The organism is Desulfomicrobium apsheronum, assembly GCF_900114115.1.
GTDB classification, from domain to species: Bacteria; Desulfobacterota; Desulfovibrionia; order Desulfovibrionales; family Desulfomicrobiaceae; genus Desulfomicrobium; species Desulfomicrobium apsheronum.
In genome coordinates this window covers 243,922-258,712 of record NZ_FORX01000003.1, presented here as the reverse complement: position 1 = coordinate 258,712, position 14,791 = coordinate 243,922, and the positions used below count along the sequence as shown (strand labels likewise).

Below are 14,791 nucleotides of genomic sequence, written 5' to 3'. Positions count from 1 at the left end.
TCAGACCTCCAGGCCAAGGAGGATGGTGTCATCTTCCCGCGTTGCCCCCGGCTTGGCCAGCGTCTCGTGGATTGCATTCACGGCCTGCTCCAGGGGCAGATTCCGGTGCGCTTCGCAGACCGCGCTGAGCCGGGCCTGACCTTCCTCGCGCGTCATCTTCTTGTCTCCGAAACCTTCGATGAGGCCGTCGGTGTACATGAACAGCCGGTCGCCGGGTTGCACCGAAAGCTCCAGCGCTTCGAACCAGACGGAATCGAAGACGCCCAGAATGTCTCCGGAAGGTTGCGGGATTTCCGCGCCGCCTCCCGCCCTGAGAAGGACTGGCGCGGGATGACCCGCGTTGACGTAGGTCAGGGTCAGCCGTTCGCGGTTCAGACGGGCGAATCCGGCCGTGATGTGGGTGCCGCCGGTCAGGATGCGGGTGAGGACGCTGTTGATCATGGTCAGGCTCTCCGTCGGGGAGGTGACCAGATTGCAGTTCTGGCTGAGCAGGGCTTTCAAGGCTGAGGTGATGTAGGATGTGCCGAGGTCGTGTCCGCTGACATCGGCCACGACGTAGTCGAAGGTCGTGCCGCCGACATGCAGCACGTCATAGAAATCTCCGCCCGCCTCAAGGACCGGTTCGAAGCGGACCGCGAATCCCGCTTCGGGCATCTCGGAGGGCAGGACCAGCAGGGCTTGCTGCGCGTCTTGGACCTGGGCCAGCCTTTGGGCCTGGGCCTCGATGAGGGCGCGATAGGTGAAGCGCAGCTTCAGGTGCACCTTGACCCTGGCCAGGACCTCGGCTTTCTCGAAGGGCTTGGAGATGAAATCGACTCCGCCCACTTCCAGGCCGCGTACCTTGCTTGAGGTGTCCGTCAGGGCGGAGATGAAAATGATCGGGATTTCGGAGGTCAGCGATTGCTGCTTGAGCAGTTCGCACGTGGCGTAGCCGTCTTCGCCAGGCATCAGCACGTCGAGCAGGATGAGATCGGGGGCGTGCTCGGCGGCCAGGGCTCTGGCCGAGGGGCCGCTGGTGCAGGAAAGGGTGCGGTATCCGTTTTTTTTGAGCACGATATCAAGAAGCTTGATGTTGAGCGGCTCGTCATCGACGATGAGAATGCAGGGTGTGGTGTCTTTCACTGGCGCGCCGTGTTGCAGAGGTGTGGGATGTCATGGGGGATAGCTGAAATCGGGGGGAATGCAAAGGTTCGGACCCGGCTTTGTCCGGTGGGCCTTGCGTCAATCCAGATTTGCGATCATTATAATTGATACGAAGCGGAGTGGATCGGCCTTTGCGTTCATGAGCCTGATGCGATGTCCGCCAGACGAAGGCACGGGTTTTCGGGAGAAGTTTCAAAAAAATTGCACAACATGCAAAAGAGATATTGACAGGAGTCGAAAAGCGAAGATATATGCGGCTCTCCATTTAGGTGCGTAGCTCAGTGGGAGAGCACTTGCTTGACGTGCAAGGGGTCAGGAGTTCGACCCTCCTCGCGCCTACCAAAAAAGAACTCATAGGGAGGCACAGCCTCCCTATCGTGTTTGTGAGGCAGGGCATTATGGTTCAGATACAAGGTCAGGACGTCGAGGTTCAGGCTGGTCAGACATGCGCGGATGTGTTGCGCACTGTCCTTTCCGGCAAGAAGATGAAGGCAGCGGTGGCCTGCGCTTGCGACGGCGCGCTGCTCGATCTGGCTCGCCCGGTGCCTGCCGGAACCGCCGTCATGGAGCCCATCTTCACGGATTCCGCCCAGGGCCTGACCGTCCTGCGCCACAGCGCGGCCCATGTCATGGCCGAAGCTGTCAAGGAGCTGTTCCCCTCCGCCAAGGTGACCATCGGTCCCGATGTCGAGAACGGCTTCTACTACGATTTCGATTTCGAGCGCCCGTTCACTCCCGAAGATCTGGAAAAGATCGAGGAGCGCATGGCGCAATCCGTGGCCGCGAACCAGCCCTTCACCCGCGAGGAGATGAGCGCTGCCGAGGCCAAGGAGCTTTTTGCCTCCATGGGCGAAACATACAAGCTTGAAATCATCGATGACCTTGGCGCCGATCAGGTGTCCATCTATCGCCACGGCAATTTCGTGGATCTCTGCCGCGGACCGCACCTGCCGTCCACCGGCTTTTTGCAGGCCGTGAAGCTGACCTCCGTTGCCGGAGCTTACTGGCGCGGTGATTCAAACCGTCCCATGCTGCAGCGCATCTACGGGACAGCGTTTGCCACCCCCAAGGATCTCAAAGCCCATCTGGCCATGATCGAAGAGGCCAAGAAGCGCGATCACCGGAAGCTCGGCCCCCAGCTTGACCTGTTCAGCTTCCACGAACGCGGCGGCGCGGGCATGGCCTACTGGCATCCCAAGGGCGGCCTGCTGCGGACCATCCTTGAAGATTTCGTGAACAAGGAAATGATCCGTCGCGGCTACGGCATCGTGCGTACCCCCCAAATTTTGAAGCGCGACCTGTGGGAGACCTCCGGACACTACGCCAACTACCGTGAGAACATGTATTTCACGGAGATCGACGAGGTGCCTTACGGGGTCAAGCCCATGAACTGCGTGGCGCACATGCTCATCTACAACACCACCCAGCGCAGCTATCGCGATCTGCCTGTCCGTCTGTTCGAATTCGGCGTCGTGCATCGGCACGAGCTGTCCGGCGTTCTGCATGGCCTGATGCGCGTGCGTCAGTTCACCCAGGACGACGCGCACATCATCTGCCGTCCGGACCAGCTTCTGGACGAGATCAAGGGCGTCATGACCTGGATTCAGGATCTCATGGGAGTCTTTGGTTTCGAATATTCCATGGAGATCAGCACCCGGCCCGAGAAGTCCATCGGCTCCGACGAAGACTGGGAGCGCGCCACTGCCGCCCTCATGGACGCCATGGGCCAGATGGAGCTTCCGTATACAATCAACGAGGGCGACGGCGCCTTCTACGGTCCCAAGATCGACGTGAAGCTGCGTGACTGCCTTGGCAGGCAGTGGCAGTGTTCGACCATCCAGGTCGATTTCACCTTGCCGGATCGTTTTGACTTGTTATACGTGGGCGAGGATGGTGAGCGGCACCGGCCTGTCATGGTGCATCGCGCCATCATGGGCTCTGTTGAGCGTTTTATCGGCATCCTGACCGAACATTTCGCCGGAGCTTTTCCGGCATGGCTTGCTCCTGTCCAGGCCCGTATCTTGACAGTGACCGACAACCACAACGAATTCGCCCGCAATTGCCAGGACGCGTTGCAGCGGGCGGGAGTGCGTGTGGAACTCGATCTGCGCAACGAGAAGCTGGGATACAAGGTGCGCGAGGCGCAGATGGAAAAGGTTCCATACGCGCTGGTCATAGGGGATCAGGAAGTCGAGCAGGCCTGCGTCAACGTGCGCATGCTGGGCGGCAACAATCTGGGCGCCATGCCCATTGATGCGTTTGCCGACCTTTTGCGGCAGGAATGCGAAAAACCATTTAAACATGGAGGAATGAGATATTCTTTCAGCTGCTAAGGCCCGCCGGAACAAGCAAATCAGGGCCAAGGAAATCCGGGTTGTTGGAGATGATGGGAATCAGCTAGGTATCATGACCGTGCCCGAGGCCTTGGAACAGGCCGAGGGAAAGGGACTTGACCTGGTTGAAGTGGCGCCCAACGCCAAGCCGCCAGTCTGTAAAATTATGGACTACGGCAAGTACCTCTACGAGGAAAAGAAAAAGTCACAGGAAGCCAAGAAGCGTCAGACCCAGATCCAGGTCAAGGAAATCAAGTTCCGTCCGCATACCGACGATCATGACTTGATGACCAAGATCAAGCATATCCGCAGGTTCATCGAGGACGGAGACCGCTGCAAGGTGACAGTGTTTTTCCGGGGCCGCGAAATGGCGCACAAGGATCGAGGGCAGGTCATTTTGGACCGGATCGTGGAGATGGTTTCCGACGTGGCCAAGGTCGAGCAGACCTCCCGAGTCGAAGGCCGGACCATGTTTCTCCTGCTGGCAGGGCTTCCCAAAAAATAAGCTAGCTCCCTCTGCCGCCTTTTTAAGAAAAATTTCCCGCCACATTGGCGGGAGGGAGCAGTATTGCCGGTCGCTCACGCGGCCATTCAAGTCTGTTTGAGGAGGAACTATGTCAAAGGTGAAAACCAACAGAAGTGCGGCCAAGCGTTTTCGGGTCACGGGCACAGGCAAGGTAAAAAGAAGCCACGCCAACATGCGCCACATCCTGACCAAGAAATCCGCGAAGCGCAAAAGACAGCTGCGTCAGTCCACCATGACTGCCCAGTCCTGTGTCGGCGCGATTCGTCGTCTGGTACCGTACATTTTCTAGTTCCGGCATTGTGCCGGGACGGAACGACTCAGCGTATAGTCATTTCCCACTATGCCTGATTGCGAAAGGAGAAGATCATGAGAGTAAAAAGAGGAAAGACAGCCCACAGAAGGCACAAGAAGTACTTGGCCCTTGCCAAGGGCTATCGCGGAGCACGCAGCAAGCTGTACCGCACCGCCCGAGAAACCGTTGAGCGCGCCTTGTGCTTCGCCTACCGCGACAGAAAGCAGAAGAAGCGTGCCTTTCGGAGACTGTGGATTGTGCGCATCAACGCCGGCGTGCGTGAATACGGCCTGACCTACAACCGTTTCATGCATGGTTTGAAGCTCGCCGAAATCAATCTTAACCGGAAGGCCCTGGCCGACATGGCTGTCTATGAAAAAGACGCCTTTGCCGCGCTGTGCCAAATGGTAAAATCCAAGGCGAACTAGTGGCTAACGATATTATTCGCAAGCTTGAAAGCCTGGTCCCGGAGCTCAATGAAGCCCTGGGCCAGGCTTCTTCATTGGAAGAGTTGGAGGAACTGCGTGTCCGTTTTCTCGGGCGCAAGGGACTCCTGGCCGATCTGATGTCCGGTTTGACTGCGCTGGGCCCCGAAGACCGCCCGGCCGCAGGCAAGGCCGCCAATCAGGTCAAGGTCGCCATGACGACCCTGTGGGAAGAGCAGGTCGCCGCCCTGAAGTCGCGCGCGCGCGAGCAGGCCCTGGGCGCGTTTGACGCCTCGGTGCCGTCCTGGCAGCCCGATCTTGGCTCGCTGCATCCGGTGACCCTGGTCACCCGCGAAATCTGCGCGGTGTTCACGAGCCTCGGGTTCGAGGTCGTGTCCGGACCGGAAGTGGAGAACGACTTCAACAATTTTGAAGCGCTCAACCTTCCTCCCGAACATCCCGCCCGCGACATGCAGGACACCCTCTACATTTCGGATTCGATCCTGCTGCGCACCCACACCTCGCCGTTGCAGGTGCGAACCATGCTGGCCCGCAAGCCGCCGCTCGGCGTCATTGCGCCCGGCAAGGTCTATCGCCGGGACTCTGACATCACGCATACGCCGATGTTTCATCAGGTCGAGGGGTTGCTCGTGGACACCCATGTGACCATGGCTGATCTGCGCGGCATTCTGACCGCCTTTGTGCAGAACGTGTTCGGGCACGACACGAAGGTCCGCTTCCGTCCGAGCTTTTTCCCCTTTACCGAACCCAGCGCCGAGGTGGATATCAGCTGCGTGATATGCGGCGGTAAGGGCAAGGTGAACGGCGAGCCGTGCCGCGTGTGCAAGGAGACGGGCTGGGTGGAGATTCTCGGATGCGGCATGGTCGATCCGGCCGTGTTCCTTAAAGTCGGTTACGATCCGGAAATCTACACGGGTTTCGCCTTCGGTCTGGGTGTCGAACGTATCGCCATGCTCAAATACGGCATCGGCGATCTGCGCATGTTTTTCGAGAACGATCTGCGGTTCCTCCGGCAATTCGCCTGAGCGGACATAAGGTTTTGCCATGCTGTTAAGCTTGAACTGGTTGCGGGAATTCGTGCCCTACGAAGGGGACGTCAAGGCGTTGGGTGACAGGTTGACCATGCTCGGTCTGGAGGTGGAGGAGATCGCGAATCCCTTTGCCGCGCTGGAGAAGATCGTGGTCGGGCATGTTCTTGAAAGGGCTCCGCATCCGTCTTCGGACCATCTTTCGGTCTGCAAGGTGGACATCGGCACGGGCGAGATCCTCGACATCGTTTGCGGCGCCCCCAATGTCGCCGCCGGCCAGAAAGTGCCGGTCGCCCCGGTGGGCACGACCATGCCCGGCGGCCTGGTCATCAAGAAGGCAAAACTGCGTGGGCATCCGTCCTGCGGCATGATCTGTTCCGAGCGCGAACTGAACCTGGGCGAGGGTCATGAAGGCATCATGGTCCTTGACCAGGACCTCGTTCCGGGTACGCCGATCTGCGAGGCCCTGGGCCTGGATCAAGTCGTGCTGGACGTGAGCATCACCCCCAACCGCGCGGACTGTCTGTCCGTGCTTGGTCTGGCCCGGGAAGTGGCGGCAGCCTTCGGCTTGCCCCTGACGATCCCGCAGGCCGAACTGGTCGAGAGCGGGAAGCCCTTCGAGGGTTTCGCCATCGAGCCGGACGCCGAGCTGTGTCCGCTCTATCAGGCACGGCTGATCCGGGACATAAAGATAGCTCCCAGCCCGGACTGGCTCAGGTATCGCCTCCTGGCCGTCGGCTTGCGTCCGATCAACAACATCGTCGACGTGACCAACTACGTGATGATGGAGTGCGGTCAGCCCCTGCACGCCTTTGACCGGGATCTCCTGCGCGGAAACCGCATCCGGGTGGAACGCGCCCAGGACGGCATGACCCTGACCACCCTCGATGGCCAGAACAGAATTTTGACGGAAAAAGACGTGCTCATCTGGGATGACGAGCAGCCTGTCGCCCTGGCCGGCGTCATGGGCGGAGCCAATTCAGAGATCGGCGACGCAAGCACCACGGTGCTGCTGGAGAGCGCGGTCTTTGATCCGGCGTCCATCCGCAAGACGGCCCGGCGCCTGGGGCTTTCCAGCGACGCCTCCTATCGCTTCGAGCGCGGCGTCGATCAGATCGGGAATACGCACGCCATGAACCGGGCCGCAAGCCTCATGGCCGCCGTGTCCGGCGGCACGGTCGCTCCCGGTGTGGCCAAGGCCGAGCCCCGTCCGTTCTCGCCCAGAATCATTTCCTTCACTCCGGCCAAGGCCACCCGGCTTCTGGGCGTCGAGATGTCTCCCGAATTCTGCCGCGAGACCCTGACCCGCCTCGGCTGCACCGTTGTCGACGGAGAAACTTGGCAGGTCACGGCGCCGTCCTTCAGACTGGACCTTGAGCGCGAGGTCGATCTCATCGAAGAGGTTGCGCGGGTTTACGGAATGGACCGCATCGAGGCGGTGCTGCCCACGGTCAAGAAGAGCCTTGCAGATCTGGACAAGGCCGATCCCACCTTTGCGTTTTTAAGCCAGGTCAAGGACTGGGGACGGGGCGCGGGCCTTTCGGAAGTCGTGAATTACAGCTTTGTCGGCACGGCGGATCTGGACCGTTGCGGACTGCCCCTTGAAGGCCGGGTGAATATCTTCAATCCGCTGAGCGAAGAGATGAACGTCCTGCGCACGGAACTTGCGCCCGGGATGCTGGGCTCGCTGCGTCAGAACATGAGTCAGGACAACACCCGCATCCGCATCTTCGAGGTCGCGCATTCCTTCGTGCAGGACCCAGGCAGCGACACCTTGACCCGGGAGAACAACCGTCTTGGCGTCCTGCTGCACGGTGGCCGTTTTCCCGCCCGCTATCCTTACCCTGAGGGCCGCTTCGGATATGCCGACATCAAGGGCTTGGTGGAGCATCTGTTGCTGACGCTGGGCGTCGGCGCCGCAAGCTTTGAACGCGGCGGTGAGCATGCGTATCTGGCTCCCGAGATTTTGGTGCGCGCCGGAGAAACAGTTGTGGGCCGTGTCGGCATGATCCGCGAGGATCTGGCCGATGACTATCAGGCTCGCGGCGAGGTCTGGTACGCGGATCTCGATCTTGATCTGCTCATGGGCATGCGTCTGAACGTCGCGTTCAAGGCGATCCCCAAATTTCCGGTGGTTCGCCGGGACATGACCCTGGTCGCGCCCGAGAGCCTTGCAATCGGTGCGGTAGTTGATACGGTCAGGGCATTGCAGGAACCGCTGCTTGCGGATGTCTTTCTGGTCGATGTCTACGCCCCGGAAGGGAGTGCGGAGCGCAATTTGACCTACCGGTTTGTGTTCCGTCACGCAGAACGCACCCTGAAAGACAAGGAAGTGGAAAAAATCAATCTTCGTATTGGTCAGCATCTGGTCGAGAGGTTGTCTGTCCGTTTTTCCTGACAGGCTTCGCGGGCCAGGAGGGAACGTGCTCAAACCCGTTACGCCCGACACCGAAAAACGTTTGCGCATTGGACAGGTTGCCCGGCGGCTTGGCGTGGAGCCCTATGTGCTGCGTTTTTGGGAAGAGGAATTCCCTCAGCTGACCGCTGCCCGGACCTCCAAGGGACAGCGCTACTACACCGAGGAGCACGTCCGCGTTCTGGAACGGATTCGCCATCTTCTGTACGTTGAGAAACTGACCATCAAGGGCGCACGCCAAAAACTCGAAGGCGCGGAGTCCATCCGCGCTCCGCTGGATGCGATTCGGCGCGAGTTGGAAGAGATTCACCGCCTGCTGACCAAAAATCCCTGACTCGCATAGAGATCGGGGTTTTTTTGTGCATGGTTGGCCCTGCCATATATCTTTACATGGCGAATTCGAGACCGTAGCATTTTGTGTTGTCGGTTTTTCGAAAAGCCGAAAAAATGTCCTCAAGGAAGGCCATGCTGAAAGTTTATGCCGACAAAAAGGGTAAAGCCGTATTTCATTGTCCCCACTGCGGCTTCGTAACCAATTTTGATGCCTCGGCGTATCGGGACCGCGACAGCCGCATCAGGATCAAGTGCCGCTGCGGCGAAAGCATGACCATGCTGGTTGAATTCAGGGAATACTATCGCAGGTCCGTGGCCCTGGCGGGTTGGTGCACAGTGCATAGGACCGGAGATGATCTGGAGATGAGGGTGCGCGATCTGTCCATGAGCGGATTGTCCTTCTCCCTTGAGTCGTTACAGGAAGAAGAGCAGGCGGTTCTACAGATCGGCGACGTGGTGACGGTGCGGTTTCGTCTCGATTCTCCGCCGGAGAATCTCATCCAGCGGACGGCCTCTGTCCGCAATATCCGTAGCGGGACCATCGGCGCCAAGTTTTCCAGGAGCGAATATGACAAGGAACTCGGTTTTTACCTTCTGCATTGATCCTGTCCGGAGGGGTGCATGAACAGGGATTTTGACAACGGTAACGGCAACGGGACCGAAGAGGCCATCAATCCCATCATCAGGCTTCTGATTCGCGAAGGGCATCTGACCGTCGAGCAGGCGCAATATGCGCGGCGGGTCACGTCCAAGCTGCACATGAGCAAGCCACTGACCGACGTCGTGCGGGAGCTTGGTTACGTAACCGACGAGACGATCCGCCAGACGGTTCGGCGCAACCAGGGCGAATTGCGCATCGGCGATCTGCTGAACGGCCTGGGTTATCTGACCGACGAGGAGCTCAACCGCGCCCTCGATTTGCAGTTGCAGGGCGGGCGCCAGCAGAAACTGGGCGACATCCTCATCCAACACAAATTTCTGGCGGACGAGAAGCTGACGGAAATATTGGCCATGCAGCTCGGCTTGCCGATCCTGGAGCTTGCGGCCAAGGATCCGGATCCGGGGCTGATGGCTCGCGGGCCCGTGGAATACTACGAGCAATACCGCTTTGTGCCCTTCGACATGCAGTCCGACGGTTCGGTGCGCGTCGCCTTCGCCGATCCTCTCGATCCACGCAGTCTGGACGCGGCGCGGGATTATTTCGGCAAGAACATTGTCGTCTGCATCACCCGGGTCAGCCAGCTCAACGATGTGCTGACCAAGCGCAAGGAAGAGCTGCGCATCGGGAACGGGGCGGACCTGAACCGTCTGAACATCGTCGAGATCGCCAACTCCATCGTACTGGCCGCGTTCAAGCGTGGGGCCAGCGACATTCATGTCGAGCCCATGGCCGACCGCTTGCGGGTCCGCTTCCGCGAAGATGGCGTCATGGTCCATTTCCGCGATTATCCCATCGGTGCCGTGGCTCCGCTGGTCAGCCGTTTCAAGATCATGTGCGGCGCGGACATCGCGGAAAAAAGGCGGCATCAGGACGGGCGGCTCATTTTCAATCACATGGGCGTGCAGATCGATCTGCGCATGTCCTTTTATGTCACGGTGTACGGCGAACAGATCGTCATGCGCCTGTTGAAGAATCAGGAAGAGCTTTTGCCCATGCACGAACTTGGGATGCTCCCGGGCATGCTCAGCCGGTTCATGGAAGAAGCCCTGGACGCGCCCTCCGGGGTGATCATGGTCACCGGACCCACGGGGTCCGGCAAATCGACCACGGTCTACAGCTGCATCAATTATCTGAACCGGCCCGAGGTGAGCATCATCACGGCCGAAGATCCGGTCGAATACAAGGTGCGCGGCATCGGGCAATGTTCCATCATGCCCTCCATAGGCCTGACTTTCGAGGAGACCCTGAAGCACATCGTCCGTCAGGACCCGGACATCGTGGTCATCGGCGAGGTGCGCGACCATTTTTCGGCGGAGATGTGCATTCAGACCGCCCTGACCGGACACAAAGTTTTGACGACCTTCCACACCGAGGACAGCATCGGCGCCCTGGTCCGCCTGCTGGATATGAACATCGAACCGTTTCTGGTTTCCTCGACCCTGTCCTGCATCCTCTCGCAGCGCTTGGTGCGACGGGTCTGCCCGCACTGCGCGGTCCCTTATCAGCCCGACCTCAGCCAGCTGAGGCGCATGGGTTGCACCTACGGGGATCTGGCCGGCGCGGAATTCCGCAAGGGCCGGGGGTGCGCGATCTGCAGGCACAGCGGCTACAAGGGCCGTCTGGCCGTGTACGAGATGCTCATCCCGGAAGTTTTTATCCGGGACGCGGTCCTGCAGCGCAAGACTACCCACGATCTGCGCGTTATCAGTGTCGAGAAGGCCGGCATGATTTCCCTGATGGAAGACGGCATCACCAAGGCGGCCATTGGCCTGACCACGGTGGAAGAGGTCCTGCGGACCTTGCCCAGAGTCCAAAAACCCAGGCCTCTGGCCGATTTGCGAAGGATACTCGGAGTTTAGGAATGTTTGAAATTGCCTCCATTCATGACCGTGTGCGTGAATTTCTTGATGAACCCGGCAACGATCTGCCGGTTTTCGATCGCACGGCACTCCTGGTCCATCAGGAAGCTACCAAGGCCGACCCGGACACGGACAAGGTCATCAGCTACATCGCCCAGGATCAGGTCCTCGCGGCGGAAGTGCTCAAAGTCGCCAACTCCTCCTTTTTCCGGGGCATCAAGAAAGTCAGCCGGATTCAGGATGCCGTGGTGCGCATTGGCCTGCGCGAGGTGGTCAACAGCGTGATGATGGCCACGCAGCGCAAGAACTACAGCTCTCGCAATCCGTTTGTGCAGCAGTACACGGCCACTTTGTGGAAGCATTCCGTGGCCTGCGCTTTTGGCGCGCAGTGGCTGGCCAAGCGCTGCGATCACACCGAGCTTGCGCCGGAGGCCTTCATTGCCGGTCTCATTCATGACGTGGGCAAGCTCTTGGTGCTCAAGGCTCTGGTTTCCGTCGGCGAGAAAGACAAGGACGCGCCCCGGATCACCAAGACAGCGGCCGATGAATTCGTCGAAACCATGCATCCCGAATGCGGATTTCTGCTGCTCGAAAAATGGAATCTGCCCGAGTCCTACTGTTATGTGTGCCGGGATCACCATCGCCGGGATTATGACCAAGGGAGCATCCTGCTGGTTCTGGTGCGACTGGCCAATCTTGTATGCAGGAAGCTCGGCATCGGCCTGCGCCAGGATCCCGACCTGATCCTGGTCACCAGCAGCGAGGCCGGGATTCTCGGTCTGTCCGACATTACACTTGCGGAACTGGAGATCGCGATGGAAGACCACGTAGCCAACGCGGAAATCTGACCTTCATTCACCCCAATCGTCCCAACGGAGACACTACGACAATGAAGCTGGCGCAACGCATAACCAGGATCAAGCCTTCCGCGACCCTGACCATCAACACCAAGGCCCAGGAGCTGCGCGCCGCAGGGCGGCAGATTGTCAGCCTGGCCGTGGGCGAACCCGATTTCCGCACGCCCGAGCATGTTTGCGAGGCCGCCAAGGCCGCCATGGACGAAGGCTTCACCCGTTACACCCCCGTGCCGGGCATTCCCGAGCTGCGTACGGCCGTGGCCAAATATTTCAAGACCTTTTATGGCGTGGACGCGGCCATGGAGAACGTGGTCGTGACCAACGGCGGCAAGCAGAGCCTGTACAATCTGTTTCAGGTGCTGCTCGACCCGGGCGACGAAGTCATCATCCCTGCGCCGTACTGGGTCAGCTATCCAGCACTGGTGCAGCTGGCCGACGGAGTGTCCGTTTTCGTGGCCACGGAGCCGGAAAACAATTTCCTGGTCAGCGTGGAGCAGCTGGAGGCGGTCCGCACCCCGCGCACTCGTTGTCTGGTCATGAACACGCCCTCCAACCCCACGGGCTGCCATTACACCCAGGAGCAGCTTGACGCCATCGCCGCCTGGGCCGTGGAAAAGGGCGTCTTTGTCATCTCCGATGAAATCTACGATCAGCTGGTCTATGCTCCGGCCAAGCCTGCGTCACTGGCATCCTGGTGGCAGCGCTACCCTGAAAATTTTGCCGTGGCCAATGGCCTGGCCAAGAGTTTTGCCATGACCGGCTGGCGGGTGGGCTACACCCTGGCCCATGCGGATCTGATCAAGGCCATGACCAAGATTCAGGGGCAGTCCACGTCCAACATCTGTTCCATCGCCCAGAAGGCGGCCCTGGCGGCCCTGACCGGCGGGTGGGAGTGCCTGACCCCCATGCGCGAGGCTTTCGTGCGCAGGCGGGACCTCGGTCTGGCCATGATCCGCGCGTGGGGACATGTGATCTGTCCAGAACCGGCCGGCGCGTTCTATCTTTTTCCGCAGGTGGACTGGTTCTACACTCCCGACGTGCCGGATTCCACCGCCCTGTGCGGCTTGCTGCTGGAAAAGGCCGGCGTGGCCCTGGTGCCCGGGGCCGCTTTCGGCGACGACCGCTGCATTCGCATTTCCTATGCGCTCGATGACGAAACCCTGTCCGGTTGCCTGGACAGGATCGGCCAGGTTCTGCACGGCTTGAAAAAATGATTGGAGGTGAACTCTGTGATTGACCAGTCCCCCCCGTGGAAAGCCCTTGTCGAACATGTCGCGGAAGTAAGGCCCATGCGCGAGCTTTTTGACCGCGATCCCGGCCGGTTCGATCGTTTTTCGGCGGAAGGCGCCGGTCTTTTTCTGGATTACTCCAAGAACAGGATCACGGACAAAACCATGAACCTGCTTTTTGATCTGGCCGGGGAGGCCGATGTGGCCGGACGGATAGAGGCCATGTTTTCCGGCGTGCGCATCAACACCACCGAGAATCGGGCGGTGCTGCATGTGGCCCTGCGGGCGGATGCGGACCAGCTCATTCTCGTGGACGGGATAAACGTGGTGGAGCAGGTGCAAGGGGTGCTGGACCAGATGGACGTGTTCACGGGCAAGGTCCGCTCCGGGGAATGGAAGGGTTACACGGGAGCGCGCATCACGGATGTGGTCAACATCGGGATCGGCGGGTCGGATCTGGGGCCGCGCATGGTCGCGGCGGCTCTCGACCACTACCGCCAAGAGGATCTTGCTTTCCATTTCGTGTCCAATATCGACGGGACGCACATCGCCCAGGTGCTGGGCAAGGTGCGTCCCGAGAGCACGCTTTTCATCATCGCCTCCAAGACCTTCACTACCCAGGAAACCCTGACCAACGCGCACACCGCCCGCGACTGGTTTCTGCGGAGCGGAGCGGCGCAGTCCGATGTGGCCCGGCATTTCGTGGCCCTGTCCACCAATGAACCGGCGGTCAGGGATTTCGGCATCGATCCGGCCAACATGTTCGCCTTCTGGGACTGGGTCGGGGGGCGCTACTCCCTGTGGTCCTGTATCGGCCTGTCCATCGCCCTGGCCGTGGGCATGGAGAATTTTCGTGAGCTTCTGGCTGGCGCAAGGGAGATGGACAAGCATTTTCGCGCTACTCCCTTTGAGCGCAACATTCCGGTGCTGCTGGCGCTCCTGGGCGTGTGGTACCGCAATTTCCACGGTTTCGAGTCCCATGCCGTGCTTCCTTATGACCAGTATCTGGCGCTTTTGCCCGCGTATCTGCAGCAGGCGGACATGGAGAGCAACGGCAAGGGCGTGAACCGGGACGGAATACCAGTGACTCACGCCACGGGCCCGATCCTGTGGGGCGAGCCCGGTACCAACGGCCAGCATGCCTTTTACCAGCTTTTGCATCAGGGAACGACGGTCGTGCCCTGCGATTTTCTGGTCGCGGTCAACCCACTGCATGAGATCGGCGAGCATCACACCATCCTGCTGGCCAATTTTCTGGCCCAGACCGAGGCCCTCATGCGCGGTCGCACCCTGGCCGAGGCCGAAGCGGAGCTTGAACCCCAGGTCCGGGCTGCGCTGGCTCCGCACAAGTCGTTTCCGGGCAACCGTCCGAGCAATTCCCTGCTCTACGACCGCCTTACACCGCGCACGCTCGGCAGCCTGATCGCCATGTATGAGCACAAGATTTTCGTGCAGGGCGTCATTTGGGGGGTCAATTCCTTCGACCAGATGGGCGTAGAACTGGGCAAGCAGTTGGCGGGGGTGATCTTGCCGGAGCTTCGCGGCGGGACGGCAGGCGTACACGACGCTTCGACCCTGGGTCTTATTCGTCTCTGCATTGACCGGCGCAAATCTTGAAAACCAATACGGAATGTCCCGGGGCTGCGAGCCCCGGCCCTTGCTCTTCCA

The 14,791-nt window shown here is 59.9% G+C and carries 13 protein-coding genes and 1 tRNA gene; 13 read left to right on the top strand and 1 reads right to left on the bottom strand.

Annotated elements, in window-relative coordinates; genetic code table 11:
- Positions 1 to 1,122, bottom strand: a complete 1,122-nt coding sequence (locus BMZ40_RS05325; protein ID WP_245751034.1) for a PP2C family protein-serine/threonine phosphatase — start codon at positions 1,120 to 1,122, stop codon at positions 1 to 3.
- Positions 1,123 to 1,410: 288 nt separating this feature from the next.
- Between BMZ40_RS05325 and BMZ40_RS05320 the strand changes: the two genes are divergently transcribed.
- The 13 genes from BMZ40_RS05320 (at position 1,411) to pgi (ending at position 14,740) form a co-directional block, all read left to right on the top strand.
- Positions 1,411 to 1,485, top strand: a tRNA-Val gene (locus BMZ40_RS05320).
- Positions 1,486 to 1,538: 53 nt separating this feature from the next.
- Positions 1,539 to 3,476: a threonine--tRNA ligase gene (gene thrS / locus BMZ40_RS05315; protein WP_177193034.1), complete on the top strand. Its 1,938-nt coding sequence runs from the start codon at positions 1,539 to 1,541 to the stop codon at positions 3,474 to 3,476.
- Positions 3,460 to 3,981 (top strand): translation initiation factor IF-3, encoded by a 522-nt coding sequence (gene infC, locus BMZ40_RS05310; RefSeq protein ID WP_092189630.1) that lies wholly within the window; start codon positions 3,460 to 3,462, stop codon positions 3,979 to 3,981. The genes thrS and infC overlap by 17 nt, the downstream gene beginning before the upstream one ends.
- A 109-nt stretch (positions 3,982 to 4,090) precedes the next feature.
- The gene (gene rpmI / locus BMZ40_RS05305; protein WP_092373075.1) at positions 4,091 to 4,291 is read left to right on the top strand and encodes a 50S ribosomal protein L35; all 201 of its coding nucleotides are present in this window, start codon (positions 4,091 to 4,093) and stop codon (positions 4,289 to 4,291) included.
- Positions 4,292 to 4,368: 77 nt separating this feature from the next.
- Positions 4,369 to 4,722: a 50S ribosomal protein L20 gene (gene rplT, locus BMZ40_RS05300; protein WP_015775158.1), complete on the top strand. Its 354-nt coding sequence runs from the start codon at positions 4,369 to 4,371 to the stop codon at positions 4,720 to 4,722.
- Positions 4,722 to 5,765 (top strand): phenylalanine--tRNA ligase subunit alpha, encoded by a 1,044-nt coding sequence (gene pheS / locus BMZ40_RS05295; protein ID WP_092373074.1) that lies wholly within the window; start codon positions 4,722 to 4,724, stop codon positions 5,763 to 5,765. Before rplT ends, pheS begins: the two co-directional genes overlap by 1 nt.
- 19 nt (positions 5,766 to 5,784) lie before the next feature.
- Positions 5,785 to 8,166, top strand: a complete 2,382-nt coding sequence (gene pheT / locus BMZ40_RS05290; RefSeq protein WP_092373073.1) for a phenylalanine--tRNA ligase subunit beta — start codon at positions 5,785 to 5,787, stop codon at positions 8,164 to 8,166.
- A gap of 25 nt (positions 8,167 to 8,191) precedes the next feature.
- On the top strand, positions 8,192 to 8,518 hold the full coding sequence (locus tag BMZ40_RS05285) for a MerR family transcriptional regulator (protein ID WP_092189624.1): 327 nt from the start codon (positions 8,192 to 8,194) through the stop codon (positions 8,516 to 8,518).
- A 131-nt stretch (positions 8,519 to 8,649) separates the two neighbouring features.
- Positions 8,650 to 9,120 (top strand): PilZ domain-containing protein, encoded by a 471-nt coding sequence (locus BMZ40_RS05280; protein ID WP_177193028.1) that lies wholly within the window; start codon positions 8,650 to 8,652, stop codon positions 9,118 to 9,120.
- Between the two features lie 18 nt (positions 9,121 to 9,138).
- Complete coding sequence (locus tag BMZ40_RS05275; RefSeq protein WP_092373071.1) at positions 9,139 to 11,037, top strand: GspE/PulE family protein; 1,899 nt, start codon at positions 9,139 to 9,141, stop codon at positions 11,035 to 11,037.
- 2 nt (positions 11,038 to 11,039) lie between these two features.
- Positions 11,040 to 11,885, top strand: a complete 846-nt coding sequence (locus BMZ40_RS05270; protein WP_092373070.1) for an HDOD domain-containing protein — start codon at positions 11,040 to 11,042, stop codon at positions 11,883 to 11,885.
- Positions 11,886 to 11,926: 41 nt separating this feature from the next.
- Positions 11,927 to 13,108 carry a pyridoxal phosphate-dependent aminotransferase gene (locus BMZ40_RS05265; protein WP_092373069.1) on the top strand — a complete coding sequence of 394 codons (1,182 nt, stop codon included), beginning with the start codon at positions 11,927 to 11,929 and terminating at the stop codon, positions 13,106 to 13,108.
- A gap of 15 nt (positions 13,109 to 13,123) precedes the next feature.
- Positions 13,124 to 14,740, top strand: a complete 1,617-nt coding sequence (gene pgi, locus BMZ40_RS05260; RefSeq protein WP_092373068.1) for a glucose-6-phosphate isomerase — start codon at positions 13,124 to 13,126, stop codon at positions 14,738 to 14,740.
- Positions 14,741 to 14,791 lie beyond the last annotated feature (51 nt).

What these genes read in the sequence shown, in the direction of transcription:
- rplT (WP_015775158.1), top strand. Translation starts at nt 4,369, where the DNA reads ATGAGAGTAAAAAGAGGAAAGACAGCCCACAGAAGGCACAAGAAGTAC.
- rpmI (WP_092373075.1), top strand. Translation starts at nt 4,091, where the DNA reads ATGTCAAAGGTGAAAACCAACAGAAGTGCGGCCAAGCGTTTTCGGGTC.
- BMZ40_RS05270 (WP_092373070.1), top strand. Translation starts at nt 11,040, where the DNA reads ATGTTTGAAATTGCCTCCATTCATGACCGTGTGCGTGAATTTCTTGAT.
- BMZ40_RS05265 (WP_092373069.1), top strand. Translation starts at nt 11,927, where the DNA reads ATGAAGCTGGCGCAACGCATAACCAGGATCAAGCCTTCCGCGACCCTG.
- BMZ40_RS05275 (WP_092373071.1), top strand. Translation starts at nt 9,139, where the DNA reads ATGAACAGGGATTTTGACAACGGTAACGGCAACGGGACCGAAGAGGCC.
- pheT (WP_092373073.1), top strand. Translation starts at nt 5,785, where the DNA reads ATGCTGTTAAGCTTGAACTGGTTGCGGGAATTCGTGCCCTACGAAGGG.
- BMZ40_RS05280 (WP_177193028.1), top strand. Translation starts at nt 8,650, where the DNA reads ATGCTGAAAGTTTATGCCGACAAAAAGGGTAAAGCCGTATTTCATTGT.